The 14,570-nt window shown below is 72.9% G+C and carries 12 protein-coding genes and 4 pseudogenes; 11 read left to right on the plus strand and 5 right to left on the minus strand.

All coding sequences use genetic code 11. From position 1 onward, the window contains the following. Window positions 1-9: 9 nt before the first annotated feature. Both ABD296_RS14610 and ABD296_RS14615 read right to left on the minus strand, forming a co-directional pair. The gene (locus ABD296_RS14610) at window positions 10-1,422 is read right to left on the minus strand and encodes a hypothetical protein (RefSeq protein WP_344266504.1); all 1,413 of its coding nucleotides are present in this window, start codon (window positions 1,420-1,422) and stop codon (window positions 10-12) included. Between the two features lie 127 nt (window positions 1,423-1,549). Next, a complete protein-coding gene (locus tag ABD296_RS14615; RefSeq protein WP_344266507.1) occupies window positions 1,550-2,461 on the minus strand; it encodes a hypothetical protein in 912 nt (303 codons plus the stop codon). A gap of 268 nt (window positions 2,462-2,729) precedes the next feature. Here ABD296_RS14615 and ABD296_RS14620 point away from each other — a divergent pair, with 268 nt between their 5' ends. Both ABD296_RS14620 and hemW read left to right on the plus strand, forming a co-directional pair. Next, window positions 2,730-3,170 (plus strand): antitoxin YezG family protein, encoded by a 441-nt coding sequence (locus tag ABD296_RS14620; RefSeq protein WP_344266509.1) that lies wholly within the window; start codon window positions 2,730-2,732, stop codon window positions 3,168-3,170. 40 nt (window positions 3,171-3,210) lie between these two features. Next, a complete protein-coding gene (gene hemW, locus ABD296_RS14625; RefSeq protein WP_344266512.1) occupies window positions 3,211-4,419 on the plus strand; it encodes a radical SAM family heme chaperone HemW in 1,209 nt (402 codons plus the stop codon). Here the strand turns inward: hemW and ABD296_RS14630 are convergent, their stop codons facing one another. Next, window positions 4,420-5,244 carry a DUF3097 domain-containing protein gene (locus tag ABD296_RS14630; RefSeq protein ID WP_344266515.1) on the minus strand — a complete coding sequence of 275 codons (825 nt, stop codon included), beginning with the start codon at window positions 5,242-5,244 and terminating at the stop codon, window positions 4,420-4,422. A 188-nt stretch (window positions 5,245-5,432) separates the two neighbouring features. On the opposite strand from ABD296_RS14630, the gene hrcA reads away from it, so the two are divergent. From hrcA to ABD296_RS14645, 3 genes and pseudogenes are all read left to right on the plus strand, one after another. Further along, complete coding sequence (gene hrcA, locus ABD296_RS14635) at window positions 5,433-6,443, plus strand: heat-inducible transcriptional repressor HrcA (protein ID WP_344266518.1); 1,011 nt, start codon at window positions 5,433-5,435, stop codon at window positions 6,441-6,443. Next, a complete protein-coding gene (gene dnaJ, locus ABD296_RS14640; RefSeq protein ID WP_344266521.1) occupies window positions 6,444-7,580 on the plus strand; it encodes a molecular chaperone DnaJ in 1,137 nt (378 codons plus the stop codon). It begins immediately after the preceding gene. Between the two features lie 89 nt (window positions 7,581-7,669). Continuing rightward, window positions 7,670-8,398: pseudogene (locus ABD296_RS14645) on the plus strand (16S rRNA (uracil(1498)-N(3))-methyltransferase); the annotation flags it as partial. Between the two features lie 65 nt (window positions 8,399-8,463). Here the strand turns inward: ABD296_RS14645 and ABD296_RS14650 are convergent. Both ABD296_RS14650 and ABD296_RS14655 read right to left on the minus strand, forming a co-directional pair. After that, the gene (locus ABD296_RS14650) at window positions 8,464-9,171 is read right to left on the minus strand and encodes a hypothetical protein (protein WP_344266524.1); all 708 of its coding nucleotides are present in this window, start codon (window positions 9,169-9,171) and stop codon (window positions 8,464-8,466) included. Then, window positions 9,168-9,755, minus strand: coding sequence for a SigE family RNA polymerase sigma factor (locus tag ABD296_RS14655; protein ID WP_151538426.1), 588 nt, complete (start codon window positions 9,753-9,755; stop codon window positions 9,168-9,170). The genes ABD296_RS14650 and ABD296_RS14655 overlap by 4 nt, the downstream gene beginning before the upstream one ends. 298 nt (window positions 9,756-10,053) lie before the next feature. Between ABD296_RS14655 and ABD296_RS14660 the strand changes: the two genes are divergently transcribed. From ABD296_RS14660 to ABD296_RS14685, 6 genes and pseudogenes are all read left to right on the plus strand, one after another. Next, complete coding sequence (locus ABD296_RS14660) at window positions 10,054-10,398, plus strand: histidine triad nucleotide-binding protein (protein WP_344266531.1); 345 nt, start codon at window positions 10,054-10,056, stop codon at window positions 10,396-10,398. 175 nt (window positions 10,399-10,573) lie between these two features. Next, a pseudogene (locus tag ABD296_RS14665) lies at window positions 10,574-11,308 on the plus strand (PhoH family protein); the annotation flags it as partial. 564 nt (window positions 11,309-11,872) lie between these two features. Beyond that, a pseudogene (locus tag ABD296_RS14670) lies at window positions 11,873-12,121 on the plus strand (LAGLIDADG family homing endonuclease); the annotation flags it as partial. Window positions 12,122-12,382: 261 nt separating this feature from the next. Beyond that, window positions 12,383-12,730 (plus strand): annotated as a pseudogene (locus tag ABD296_RS14675) (PhoH family protein); the annotation flags it as partial. Continuing rightward, entirely contained in the window at window positions 12,727-13,203 is a 477-nt protein-coding gene (ybeY, locus tag ABD296_RS14680) for an rRNA maturation RNase YbeY (RefSeq protein ID WP_344266533.1), read from the plus strand. The pseudogene ABD296_RS14675 and the gene ybeY, both read left to right, overlap by 4 nt. Continuing rightward, on the plus strand, window positions 13,203-14,486 hold the full coding sequence (locus ABD296_RS14685) for a hemolysin family protein (RefSeq protein WP_344266535.1): 1,284 nt from the start codon (window positions 13,203-13,205) through the stop codon (window positions 14,484-14,486). Before ybeY ends, ABD296_RS14685 begins: the two co-directional genes overlap by 1 nt. The last annotated feature ends 84 nt before the right edge of the window (window positions 14,487-14,570 follow it).

A 14,570-nucleotide genomic window follows, 5' to 3' on the forward strand; every position in this document is an offset into this window, starting at 1 on the left:
GCGGGGCCGTCAGGGACGCCAGAGGACTCCCGACGGGCTCTGCGGCGTGAGCGTGACGGAGCCCGTCCAGTCCAGGAACGACTGCTGCGGCAGGTACGAGGAGTCGAGGAAGAACCCCCGCTTGATCGAGGTGACGGTGGCGGGCGCGCCGTTGTCGCCGAGCCCGATGGGCCGCCGGATCGCCTCGACGCTCGCGACGTCGGACGCCGTCGTGCCCTCCGGCAGCTCGACCGTCGTCGCGACCGGCCCGTCCCGGTCGATCGACCAGGTCGGCTGGTCGTGGTCGGACCGGTAGAGCCGCGACGGGTCGGACTTCAACCGCACGCCGAGCGCCACGCCGGGCACCGAGCCGGTCCCGGTGGCGGCGCCGGTCGTCTTGGCGAACTCGACGAACAGGTACGTGCGCTGGTCGCCGACCGCCGTCGTCGCGGGGTCGGACGGGCTCTCGATCTTGCCCTCGCGGAGCATCTCCTGCGCCATGACCCGGTACGTCCACGGCTGCTGGTCCATCACGTACTCGCGGGTGCGGTCGTCCGGCCGCGTCGCCGTGACGTCCGGCATGAAGCGCAGCGGCGAGTCCGGGGTGACGGCGTCGCACATGTTGTTGTTCACCGTGCACGTCTGCAGCAGCGGATGGTCGGCCTCGTACTTGCCGGTGAACTTCAGAGTCGCGTGTTCGGGCGCCTGGTAGACGCCGGTGCCGTCCACCCGGTTGCCCTTGGCGTCGACCTCGACGCGGTAGATCCACTCGATGTCGGTGGTGCGGCCCCAGCGGGCCATGAGCGCGGGTGTGTCCGTACCGCCGTCCTCATTGCTCCAGACGACCGAGTATTCGAGGATCTTGTGGCCGGGGGTCGTGGCGGGCTTGGTCTCGTGCCAGGCGATGAGCGGGGTGTCGGTGGTGGCGTTCTGGTACGCGTCGCCGGTCAACGCCAGGGTCCGTCCGACCACGACGGGCGCGTAGCGCAGGACGAGCTGGTCGGCGGCGGGCATCCGGACGCTGGGACGCGCCAGCCGCACGCTGCGGGCGGCCGGCGCGCTGCCCTTGGCGAACCGGAGCGTCACCTTGTGCCTGCCCCGGTCGACATGGCCGAGGGCGAGGCTGCGGGGCGTCGGGTCGGACGAGGGGACGACGAGGTCGGTGACGTGGCGGCCGTCCACCGCGATGGAGACCACGGCGGACTCGGCGCCCTTCTTCGCCCAGGACACGCCTGGCGCGGACGCGGTGAAGCCGACCAGGGCCTCACCGCCGCGTCCGGCGGAGAAGGTGAAGGAGCGGGCGGGCCCGCCGCGGTGGACGTTGAGGGTCCGCGGGGCGGCGGCCTCGGCGGCCTCGGCGGGGGCGGCGACGGCGGCGAGGGGAGCGGCGGCGAGGGCGGCGGTGGTCAGGGCGAGGGCTGTGTGACGTGCACGGCTGCTCATGATCGGCGAACCTAGGGCGGCCGGATTGCGCCCCGGTGACGGGCAGGTCCCCGGTGCGTGTCGGGATCGTTGCGGCCGACTCGGTCACCCGCCGCCGGCCCGGTCCCGGCCGCCGGGCCGCGACGGGTCAGGCGGTGCTCCAGAGCGGGACCAGGGAGGCCGGGAGCTGCATCGACACGCCCGCGAACCGCTCGCGCCCGTCATGACGCCGCGGGGACGGGCCCGCGGCGCGCTCGTCCGGCTCGTGGAGCGTGAGCCCCAGCGCGGGCAGCCGGACCGCCCGCCCCCGCCGCACGACCTCGTGCCCCAGCTCGGACAGGAGCGCGGTCACATCGCCCGCCGGCTCGTCCAGCAGGTCGATGCCGTCCAGCCGGAACCGCATCTCCGGGTTGCCGCTCCAGCCGGACCGCCGCGTGCCGCAGATCTCCGCGACCCGCTCTTCGCCGGTCGCGGACCGCTCCGTCGACAGCGACAGCACCCCGCGCCCCACCCGGACGCTGCGGTGATCGGCCCATCCGCACAGGAACTGCGCCCTCGGCGGCGGCGTGCCGCACCGCTCGGCGACGGCGGCGAGGGTCGTCCAGGCGTCCGTCGCCGGCGTGCTGAACAGCAGGTGGGCGTTCGGGAGCAGGGCCCCGCGCCCCGGCTCCAGGTCGATCACGAACGGCGCGACGCGCCCCGGGAACCGCGCCGGGTCGGCCTCCCGCAGCGTGACCAGGCCCTCCCACTCGACCGGGTCGTCCACCGCGAACCAGGTGATCGCGGCCTCCGCGCCCAGGTCGGAGAAGGTCGCGTCGGTCAGCCGCTCGGCGATCGCGGCGCGCAGCCCCTCGGCCGTCTCGGCGAGGCGGCGCGGCCACCACGGCGGCTCGGGGTCGCGGCGCCCGCCGGTCTGCCAGCGGGTGCCGGGGCCGTCGACCTCGGTGCGCCGCTCCGCGCCCTTGTCGTCCACGACGACGTAGTGCCATCCCTCGGGGCCGCCGCGCAGCAGCACCCGCGCGGGCACGCGCCCCCAGTCCACCGGCCCCTCGTTCCGCATTCGGACGACCCTATCCGCCCAAGAGGGGCGGCATGCGTCATCGCGGGCCGTGCCGCGGCCGCCCCCGCGCCCGCGCCCGGCTCGACCAAGATCGTCCCGGCTGGGCGCGGAACGCGGCCGGCGGTTTCGCCGCGACACGGCCGGCGCTGCTCGATCCCGGCGCGGATGTCGGTACGGTCGGGGGCAGTGCGTCCCAGGGGGACGGCCCGGCGCCCCGGGTCCGGCCTCCGCCGGGACAAGCGGCCACGACGGTACCGGAGGTTCGAGCGTGACCCACTCCGAGCAGGTCCTGCGCTCCCCGCAGGAGCGCGAGACCGTGAACGGCGCCGTGCGCGCGCTGCGGTCCGCCGCGCCCCAGGGCTGGGAGCGGCTCGGCTTCGAGTTCCGCGCCACCGTCGGCATCGACAGCGCGTCCTTCGAGGTCGAGGACGCCGACGGCGAGCGCCGCAAGGCCATGCCGCCGGGCCAGGCCGTCGGGAAGATGGACGAGCTGCGCCGCGTCATGTACCGGCGGGGCAAGGGCGCCTGGTTCACCGCCCGGCTGGAGATCGAGCGCTCCGGCCGGTTCAGCGCCGAGTTCGACTACGACGGCGAACCCGAGTTCACCCCGCCGCTCACCCCGTCCGCCTACGCGCTGGACCTCGACCGCTTCCCCCGCACCGACGCGCACATCCCCGGCTGGCTCCGCCGCAAGCTCGACCAGGCCTGACCCGGACGGACCATCCGGCCGAGGGCGGCAGACTGTAGAGGTGCCCTCTACGCTTCCCGACGGAGCCCCCGTACCCGCCGACGGCGCGCTGCCCGGCAGCGCCCTGCACGGCCTGGGCACACGGCCGTTCGCGTTCTACGTCCACGTGCCGTTCTGCGTGACGCGCTGCGGATACTGCGACTTCAACACCTACACGGCCACCGAGCTCGGACCAGGCGCGAGCCGCGACTCCTACGCCGACACCGCCATCGCCGAGGTCCGCATGGCCCGCAAGGTGCTCGGCGACGCGGACCTCCCCGTCCAGACGGTCTTCGTAGGTGGCGGTACGCCCACTTTGCTCCCGCCGGACGATCTGGGGCGCGTCCTCGCGGCCATCGACACCGAGTTCGGTCTCGCCCCCGGCGCCGAGGTCACCACCGAGGCCAACCCCGAATCGGTGGACGAGGCGTACGTGGCGAGGTTGCGCGAGGTGGGGTTCACCCGCGTCTCGTACGGCATGCAGAGCGCGCGCGAGCACGTCCTCGCCGTCCTGGAGCGCACCCATACGCCCGGCCGCGTCCCGCAGGTCGTCGAATGGACGCGCAAGGCGGGCTTCGAGCACGTCAACCTCGACCTCATCTACGGGACGCCGGGGGAGACGGACGACGACTGGCGCGCGTCCCTGGAAGCCGCCCTCGAATGCGACCCCGACCACGTGTCCGCCTACGCGCTCATAGTCGAAGAGGGCACCCGCCTGGCGGCGCAGGTCCGGCGCGGTGAACTCGCCGCCCCAGACGATGATGCCATGGCCGACCGCTACCTGATCGCCGACGAGCTCCTGAGCGCGCACGGGCTGCACTGGTACGAGATCTCCAACTGGGCCGCCGCGCCCGGGGCCGCCTGCCGCCACAACCTCCTGTACTGGACGGGGGCCGACTGGTGGGGCGTCGGCCCAGGCGCGCACAGCCACATCGGCGGCACCCGCTGGTGGAACGTCAAGCACCCCGCCGCCTACGCCGGCCGCCTCGCCGAGGGCACCACGCCCGCGCACGCGCGCGAGATCCTCGGCGCCGGCGACCGCCGCATCGAGCGGATCATGCTCGAACTCCGCCTCGCCGACGGCTGCCCGGCCGACCTGCTGGACGAGACCGCCGTCCGGCGCGCCATCGCCGACGGCCTCATCGCCCCGGCGCCCTACGAGCGGGGCCGCGCCGTCCTCACCCGCCGAGGCCGCCTCCTTGCCGACGCCGTGACCCGCGACCTGACCTGATCAGGACTGGGCCGGCGCCGTCACGAAGTCGATGAGTTCTTCCACACGGCCGAGGAGGGCGGGTTCCAGGTCGGTGTAGGCATTGACGGAGCCGAGGATGCGCTTCCAGGCCGCGCCCGTCTCGCAGTCCCAGCCGAGCGCCTCGACGATGCCCTCCTTCCACGGGATGCCGCGGGGGACGCGGGGCCAGGCCGGGATGCCGACCGCCGCGGGCTTGACGGCCTCCCAGATGTCGATGAACGGGTGGCCCGTCACCAGGACGTGCGGGGACGACACCCGGGCCGCGATCCGGCTCTCCTTGGACCCCTCCACGAGATGGTCGACCAGGACGCCGAGGCGGCGGCCCTCCTCGGGGGCGAACTCCTCGACGATGGCGGGCAGGTCGTCCACGCCCTCCAGGTACTCGACCACGACGCCCTCGACGCGCAGGTCGTGCCCCCAGATCTTCTCGACCAGCTCGGCGTCGTGGACGCCCTCGACGTAGATCCGGCTCTCCTTGGCGACCTGCGCACGCAGCCCCTTGACCGCGATGGACCCGGACGCCGAGCGGGCCGGGGCGGCCGGCCCCGCGGCGGGCCGGACGAGGGTGACCGGCTTGCCGTCGATGAGGAACCCGGCCTTGGTCAGCGGGAACACGCGGCGCTTGCCGAACCGGTCCTCCAGCGTGACGCCGAACTTGTCGCAGCCGACCACGGCGCCGCAGAAGCCGCTGTCGGGGTCCTCGGCGACCAGGCCCGGCTCGGCCGGGATCTCGGGAATCTGTCCCTTGCGGGGCCTGCGCCAGTCCCCGCCGAGCACGTCGTTTCCGTAGTTCTTGCTCCGCACGGCTCCGCACCCTAACGGGAAGGATAAGATCACGCAGCCGCGCGCCCTCGCGAGCGCGGCCGCGGACCCCCGGAACGTCCCCGCCGGGCCGTACACTTGGCACTCGGGAGTACGGAGTGCCAGCAACGCCCAGTCGGCGGTATATCTGGACGTGAGGACCTGTGGAAGGTGCAGAAGGAGGTGACCGGGTGCTTGACGACCGGAAGCTCGCGGTGCTGCGCGCCATAGTCGAGGACTACGTTTCGACGAACGAGCCGGTGGGCTCCAAGGCCCTCGTGGACCGGCACAACCTCGGCGTGTCCTCGGCCACCATCCGCAACGACATGGCCGTGCTGGAGGAGCAGGGGTACATCGCCCAGCCGCACACCAGCGCGGGACGCGTCCCCACCGACAAGGGGTACCGGCTGTTCGTCGACCGGCTGTCGACGATCAAACCGCTGTCGATCGCGGAGCGCCGCGCGATCGAGACGTTCCTGTCCGGCGCCTACGACCTCGACGACGTCGTCGGCCGCACCGTCCGGCTGCTGGCGCAGCTCACGCGGCAGGTCGCGGTCGTGCAGTACCCGTCGCTGACCCGCTCGTCGGTGCGGCACGTGGAGCTGGTCCCGGTCGCAGAGGGCCGGCTGCTGCTCGTGCTGATCACCAACACCGGCCGGGTGGAGCAGCGCGTCATCGAGACGGGGAAGATCTCCGAGGAATCCGTGGGGCACTTGCGGGCGTTGCTCAATACGTGCCTGGACGGGCTGGGCTTCGGCGAGGTGCCCTCGGCCGTCGCGGACCTGCCGGACAAGGTGGGCCCGGACGAGCGGCCGGTCGCCGCCGCGGTCCTGTCCGTCCTGCTGGAGACGCTCGTCGAGAACCACGAGGAGAAGATCGTCTTCGCCGGGGCGGCGAACCTGGCCGCGGTCGACTTCTCGCAGAGCCTGCGGGAGGTGCTGGTGGCGCTGGAGGAACAGGTCGTGCTCATGCGGCTGCTCGGCGAGACCGGCGACTCCTCTACTCTTACGGTGCGGATCGGCACCGAGAACCCCGACGAGGGGCTCCGGTCGACCTCGGTCGTCGCGGCCGACTACGGCGTCGGCGACCTCACCCTGGCCCGGCTGGGCGTACTCGGGCCGACACGCATGGATTACCCCGGCACGATGGGAGCGGTACGGGCAGTGGCACGCTACGTGGGACAGATCCTGGCGGGGTCGTAAGTGGCCAACGACTACTACGCGACCCTCGGCGTCCGCCGGGACGCCAGCGCCGACGAGGTCAAGAAGGCGTACCGGCGGCTCGCCCGCGAGCTGCACCCGGACGTCAACCCCGACCCGGAGACGCAGGAGAAGTTCAAAGAGATCACCCAGGCCTACGAGGTGCTCTCCGACCCCAAGAAGCGCGAGATGTACGACCTGGGCGCGGACCCGTTCGCGCCGGGCGGCGCGGGGGCGGGGGCCGGCGGCTTCGGCGGCGCCGGGTTCCCGTTCAGCGACATCATGGACGCCTTCTTCGGCACCGCGACGTCCCGCGGCCCCCGGTCCCGGGCGCGCCGCGGCCGCAACGCGACGCTGCGCGTCGAGTTGGACCTCGCGGAGACCGCGTTCGGCACGACCCGCGAGCTGTCCATCGACACCGCGGTCGCCTGCACCAGCTGCGAGGGGTCGGGCTGCGCGCCCGGCACGCACCCGGAGACCTGTGACACCTGCCACGGCCGCGGCGAGGTCCAGCAGGTGCAGCGCTCCTTCCTCGGCCAGGTCATGACGGCCCGGCCGTGCCCCGCCTGCGGCGGGTTCGGCTCGGTGATCCGGCACCCGTGCACCGAGTGCTCCGGCGACGGCCGGGTCCGCACCCGGCGCACCGTCAAGGTCAAGATCCCGGCGGGCGTGGAGAACGGCATCCACATCCAGCTGGCCGGCGAGGGCGAGGTCGGCCCGGGCGGCGGCCCGCCCGGCGACCTGTTCCTGGAGATCGCCGAGAAGCCGCACCCGATCTTCGAGCGGGAGGGCGACGACCTGCACTGCACGGTCGAGATCCCGATGACCGCCGCCGCGCTCGGCACCAGCGTCACGGTCGAGACCCTGGACGCCGCCGAGGAGGTCGACATCAAGCCCGGCACCCAGTCCGGGCAGGTCATCACGCTCTACAACCGGGGCGTGCGGCACCTCAACGAGAGCGGCCGCGGCGACCTGATGATCCACGTGAACGTGGAGACGCCGAACCGGCTCGACGAGGAGCAGGAGGAGCTGCTGCGCCGGCTCGCCGTGCTGCGCGGCGAGGAGCGCCCGCCCGGCAAGTTCGCGCCGGGGCAGCGCGGCATGTTCTCCCGCCTGCGGGACGTTTTCAACCAGCACTGAAGAGCCACCGCGGCGGCCTACCGCGAGGGCCGCGACGGCGCGCCTCCGGCCTCCGGCGGGCGGGCGGGCGGCGGCCCGGGGGGAGTGGGATGAGTCCGCCGGTGTTCCTCGCCGACCCGGGCCGGCTGCGCGCCGACCGGGTCGTGCTGGACGGCGCCGAGGGCCGGCACGCCGCGGAGCTGCGCCGGCTGCGGCCGGGCGAGCGCGTCGACCTGACCGACGGTGCCGGGCTGCTCGCCGAGTGCGTCGTCGCCGCCGCCGACCGCGCGTCCCTCACCCTGGACGTGCTGGCCCGCCGGGTCGAGCCGGCGCCCGCGCCGCGGCTCGTGGTCGTCCAGGCGCTGCCGAAGGGCGACCGGGGCGAGCTGGCGGTGGAGACCATGACCGAGGCCGGCGTCGACGGGATCGTCCCGTGGGCGGCGGCCCGGTGCGTCACCCAGTGGCGCCCGGAACGGCGGGAGAAGGCGCTCGGGCGGTGGCGCGCCACCGCCCGAGAGGCCGCCAAGCAGGCCCGCCGCAGCCGCCTGCCGGAGGTGGCGGACCTCGCGTCCACCGCCGACGTCGCCGCCCGGATCGCCGCCGCGCCGCTCGCGCTCGTCCTGCATGAGGACGCCGAAGAGCGGCTCAGTGCCGTGCGGCCGCCAGCGGACGGCGACATCGTCCTGGTGGTCGGCCCGGAGGGCGGGATCGCCGAGGAGGAACTCGATCGTTTCGCCGCGGCGGGCGGACGCCCCGTCCGGCTCGGCCCGACCGTCCTGCGCACCTCGACCGCCGGGGTCGCCGCCGCGTCCGTGCTGATGGCCGCAGCCGGCCGCTGGTGCGACGCCGCCGTGGCCGCGGGCGCCGCGGGCGGGTCCGGCGGCCGGTCAGAAGGCTCGGCCGGTCAGGGCGCGGAGGCGCCGGAACCCTGGTCGGCGGTGGTGGCCGGCGGGGTGCTGGCGGGCGGCGTCGGCTGCTCGGTCGGCTGCGTCGGCGTGGACGGCGGAGGCGTCGTCGGCGTCTGCGTCGGCGTCGGGCTCGTGGTCGGGCTGCCGCTCGGGCACGGCGAGGCGGACGCCTTCGCGCCGCCCTGCGAGGAGCCGGACGACGGGGACGCCGTCGCGCCGGTGGCCGCCGGCCCGGAGCCGCACGGCGTGGGCCCGGACGAGGTCGACGGGGACGACGACGCCGACGGGCTCGGCGACCCGGACGCGCCGGGCTGCGACGGCGCGGACGAGCCGGGCACGATCGGGTTGCCCCGGGAATCGACATGGTCGCCGGCGTGGGCGTTGCGGTCGTCGCTCGAGGGCCCGTTGCTGCCGACCGAGTGCTGGATCAGGTCGATCGTGTGCGGCGCGGTCACGCCGAGGCCGGCTATCGCCACGGCGGCGGCCACGGCGAGCGCGGGCCGCGCCCAGGTCAGGGCGAACCGGTCCAGCCCGTACCAGGCCGTGCCGAACCGCTCCATGCCGAACCAGCGCCGGCGGCGCGGGTCGGCGATGCGGGCCCGGATGCGCTCCAGGCCGTCGTCGGCGGGTGTGACCGGGTCCGCCTCCGCGTGCAGGGCGCGGCGGAGGATCTCGCCGTGCTCGTCGTGGGGGTCGGTGGTCATGAGAACTGCTCCAGGACGTTGCGTAGCGCGGTCATGCCGCGCGCCGTATGACTCTTCACGGCGCCGCGGGAGATGCCCATGGCGTTGGCGATCTCCGCTTCGGACAGATCGGCGTAGTAGCGGAGCACGAGCGCCTCCCGCTGGCGGGCGGGGAGCCGGGAGAGCGCGTCGATCACCGCCGACCGTTCCAGCTCGCCGATCGCCCCGGCCTCCGCGCTCGGCGCGTCGGGCAGCCCCTTCGGGGCGTACTTCTCCACGACGGCGCGGTGCCGCAGCACCGATCGCGACCGGTTGACCACGGACTGGCGCAGGTACGACAGGGCCTTGTCGGGGTCGCGCAGGCGGCGCCAGCCGCCGTGCATCGCCACGAACGCGTCCTGGACGACCTCTTCGGCCGTCCCGGAGTCGCGCACGAGCATGGCGGCGAGACGCACGAGCGAGCGGTAGTTGGCGCTGTAGAGCGCGGTCACCGCCTGATCGGCGTCCCAGGCGACGGCCACGGCCCCCGCCGTTCCCCTGGCCACGAGGGTCTCGGTCACGTCAGTGGGACGCGCACCCTCGCCGTTGGGTTTACGAAAGGGCATGTTCTTGAGGACCTCGGTCACCTATCCGCCGCCTTCACCGTGCCCTGGCCGCCCATTCGGACGACCTCCGGGCCGGCATCGAATCGGGTTTCCCCCACCCGCGCGAGCGCGCGGCAACGCCCTCGGACCGGGGGGTACGCCCTGAGTTGACAACCTTAACCAGTGGCCGGTCGGAATCGGCTCGACAACCGGAGATCGACGCCGGAAACCTTAGCGATCTTGGGGCGTCGCGGGCCATCCCCGCGGTGGTCTCGATAGGATCTCGGACGCGGCCAGGGCCGCCCTGAGAGGGGGACAGATGACCGACTGCCTGTTCTGCAAGATCGTTTCCGGGGACGTGCCCGCCAAGGTCGTCCGGGACTCCGCGCGCGTGATGGCGTTCCGCGACATCAACCCGCAGGCGCCCACGCACGTGCTGGTCATCCCCAAGGACCACCACCCGACGGCCGCCGAGCTGGCCGCCGCCGACCCCGCGCTGCTGGCCGAGGTGCTGGGCGAGGCGCACCGGGTCGCGGTGGACGAGGGGATCGACGGCACCGGCTACCGGATCGTCTTCAACACCGGCGCCCAGGCCGGCCAGACCGTGTTCCACGTGCACGCGCACGTGCTCGGCGGACGTGGCCTGAACTGGCCGCCCGGCTGACCGCCGGAGGCCGGCCGTCCGGCCCGTCCCGCGATCGCCGGGGCCGGCGCGCGCCCGGCGTGGGCGCGCGCAAAAGGGGCGGCGTTCCGTCGGGGGCTCCCAGTACCATGGAAACGCAACCCTGGACACCCGGAGCGAACAGAAGGCAGGTCGGAGAGGCCGCAAGGCCCGGCTGATGGTCGAATCAACTCACACGAGGTCAACTCGTACCGGGCGCGACGACCGTGCGGGCGCGCCCTCCCAGATCAAGATCGTGGTGCCGGACGACCATTCGATGGTGAGCCTGCTCGGCTCCCGGGACGAGCTGCTGCACGCGGTCGAGGACGCGTTCGGCAGCGGCGTCGACGTGCACGTCCGCGGCAACGAGATCACCGTGACCGGCCCGCGCGAGCAGACCGATCTGGCGTCCCGGCTGTTCACCGAGATGCTGGAGCTGCTCAAGAACGGCACGCAGCTCACCCCCGACGCGGTCGGGCGCAGCCTGGCGATGCTGCGCGGCGAGAGCGGCGAGCGCCCGGCGGAGGTCCTCACCCTGGACGTGCTGTCCAGCCGGGGCCGCACCATCCGCCCGAAGACGCTGAACCAGCGCCGCTACGTCGACGCGATCGACAAGCACACGATCGTGTTCGGCATCGGGCCGGCGGGCACCGGCAAGACCTACCTGGCGATGGCCAAGGCCGTCCGCGCGCTGCAGGACAAGAAGGTCAACCGGATCATCCTGACGCGCCCGGCGGTCGAGGCGGGCGAGCGGCTCGGCTTCCTGCCCGGCACGCTCTACGAGAAGATCGACCCGTACCTGCGGCCGCTGTACGACGCGCTGCACGACATGGTCGACCCCGACTCGATCCCGCGCCTGATGGCCGCCGGCACCATCGAGGTCGCCCCCCTGGCGTACATGCGCGGAAGGAGCCAACCAGTCTTTACCAAAGTCCTGACTCCTTCGGGCTTCCGCCCGATCGGCGAGTTGGCCGTTGGTGACCTGGTCGTCGGCTCGAATGGTGAACCGACCCCCGTGCTGGGCGTTTATCCACAGGGTGAGAAGGAGATCTTCCGGGTCTCGACCCAGGACGGTGCGTCCACCCTGGCCTCGGCCGATCACCTCTGGGCGGTGGCCACAAGAGATGACCGCCGTCGCGGGAAGCCACATCGTGTGCTCACGACCCAAGAGATGATCGGGAACCTCCGCGCCTCCCACTACCATCGCTATGAGCTGCCGCTTCTGAGCCGGCCGGCGGCCTTCCCGGCACAAGACGTACCGATGGATCCCTATGCTCTCGGCCTTTTGCTGGGGGACGGATGCCTGACGGGTTCTACGACGCCGGGATTCGCCACTGCCGATCCGGAACTTGCGGAGGTGCTCGGCGAAGCGCTTCCGGGTGTCTCGGTACGTCACAAGCACGGGCCGGACTACGTGCTCAACCGCGTCGCCGAACCCGGCCAGGTCATCACGCTCGAGAATCCGGTCACCGGTGTCATGCGCCGACTCGGGTTGTGCGGGACCAAGTCGGAGAGCAGGTTCGTGCCGGACGAGTACCTCCGCAACACAGCGCAGGTTCGGCTCGCCGTCCTACAGGGACTGCTCGATTCTGACGGCGGTCCGGTGACGCAGGTCGCACGATCGTGCCGCATCCAGTACACCACCACGTCCCGTCGCCTGCGTGACGACGTGCTGTTCCTCGTTCGCTCGCTCGGTGGTGTCGCCTACCACCGAACGCGCCACGCGCAAGGTCGTTCGCCAGGACGAGCCCGCGGCCGGGACGTTCATCATCGGCACGATGCCTACATTCTCGATATCCGGCTGCCGCCGGATATCGTCCCGTTCAGGCTCGCCCGTAAGGCCGACAAGTACCGCGCCAACAGCAGTGGTCGGCCGATGCGGTTCATCGACTCGATCGAGCCGGAGGGCACTGCCGAGGCGGTCTGCATCCAGGTCGCCGCGGCGGACTCTTTGTACGTCACGGAGGACTTCCTCCTGACCCACAACACCCTGAACGACTCGTTCATCATCCTGGACGAGGCGCAGAACACCTCGCCCGAGCAGATGAAGATGTTCCTCACCCGGCTCGGGTTCGGCTCGAAGGTCGTGGTGACCGGCGACGTCACGCAGGTCGACCTGCCGAACGGGCACCTGAGCGGGCTGCGCGTCGTCCAGGACATCCTGGAGGGCGTCGAGGACATCCACTTCTCCCGGCTGAACAGCCACGACGTCGTCCGGCACAAGCTGGTGACCGACATCGTCGACGCCTACAACCGCTACGACGAGGCGCAGGTGCCGGAGCTGAAGCAGGGTGCCGGCGGCCGCGGCGCGCCGCGCAAGCGGGGGCGGCAGTGAGCATCGAGGTGCTGAACGAGTCGGGCGTCCCGGTCGACGAGAAGAAGATCGCCGACCTCGCCCGGCACGTCCTGGACGGGATGCGCGTGCACCCCCTCGCGGAGCTGTCGATCGTGCTGGTCGACGAGGCCGCGATGACCGAGCTGCACGAGAAGTGGATGGACGAGCCCGGTCCGACGGACGTGCTGTCGTTCCCGATGGACGAGCTGCGCCCCGGCCACATGTCCGGCGGCGCCGACGAGGACGGCGAGACCGACCCGGGCCTGCTCGGCGACGTCGTGCTGTGCCCGTCCGTCGCCGAGAGGCAGGCGAAGGAGGCCGGGCATGGCACCGCGGACGAGCTGGAGCTGCTGACCGCGCACGGCATCCTGCACCTGCTCGGCTACGACCACGCGGAGCCGGAGGAGCACAAGGAGATGTTCGGCCTGCAGGCCGGCCTGCTCGCCTCCTGGCGGGGGGAACGCGGCCGCTGATGAGCACCGCGCAGGGGTGGCTGTCCGCCCTGGCGGTGGGCCTGGTCCTGATGGCGGGCCTGCTGGCCGGCGCCGAGACCGCGCTCGCCCGGGTCTCCCGGGTCACCGTCGAGGAACTCGTCCGGGAGAACCGGCGCGGCGCCGGCAAGCTCGCCGAGGTCGTCGCCGACCCGGCCCGCTACGTCAACATGGTCCTGCTGCTGCGGATCGGCTGCGAGCTGGTCGCCACCGTGATCGTCGCGGACCTGTGCATCTCCTGGCTGGACGAGACGTGGCGCGCCTACGTGGTCGCCGCCGCGATCATGATCGTGGTCAGCTACGTCGTGATCGGGGTGGGGCCGCGCACCCTCGGCATCCAGCACGCCGGCCGGATCGCGCTGGCCGGCGCCGCGGTGATCCACCCGGTCACCCGCGTGCTGGGGCCGCTGCCGCGGCTGCTGATCGCGCTCGGCAACGCCCTCACCCCGGGCCGCGGGTTCCGGGAGGGGCCGTTCGCGTCCGAGGCGGAGCTGCGCGACCTGGTCGACCTCGCCGAGCAGCGCAGCCTGATCGAGCCGGACGAGCGGCAGATGATCCACTCGGTGTTCGAGCTGGGCGACACCCTCGTCCGCGAGGTGATGGTGCCGCGCACCGACATCGTGTTCATCGAGCGCGGCAAGACGCTGCGGCAGGCGATGTCGCTGGCGCTGCGCAGCGGCTTCTCCCGCATCCCCGTCGTCGGCGAGAACGAGGACGACGTCGTCGGCATCGCCTACCTCAAGGACGTCGTCCGCCGCAGCCAGGAGGACCCCGGCCGGGAGACCGTCGAGACCGTCGGCTCGGTCATGCGGGACGCGACCTACGTCCCCGACAGCAAGCCGATCGACGAGCTGCTGCGCGAGATGCAGGCCCGCCAGATCCACCTGGCGGTCGTGATCGACGAGTACGGCGGCACCGCCGGCCTCGTCACCATCGAGGACATCCTGGAGGAGATCGTCGGCGAGATCACCGACGAGTACGACGTGGAGATCCCGCCGGTGACCTGGCTCGACGACGGCGCCGCCCGCGTCACCGCCCGCCTCCCGGTGGAGGACCTCGCCGAGCTGTTCGACGTCGAACTGGACGCCGAGGAGGTCGAGACGGTCGGCGGCCTGCTCGCCCACGCCCTCGGCCGCGTCCCCATCGAGGGCTCCACCGCCGAGGTCGGCCCCGCCGACGGCGAGGGCCCCGCCCTGTCCCTGAAGGCCGAGACCATCGCCGGCCGCCGCAACCGCATCGGCACCGTCCTCGTCCGCAGGCTGTAGTAACCCAGGGGGCTGTGTTTTCCCAGGGGGGCGACCCCCTGGAACCCCCGTTGCGACCGACAGGCCGTTTCCCGCTCCGCTGGC

The organism is Actinomadura napierensis, assembly GCF_039529375.1.
Classification (GTDB): domain Bacteria; phylum Actinomycetota; class Actinomycetes; order Streptosporangiales; family Streptosporangiaceae; genus Spirillospora; species Spirillospora napierensis.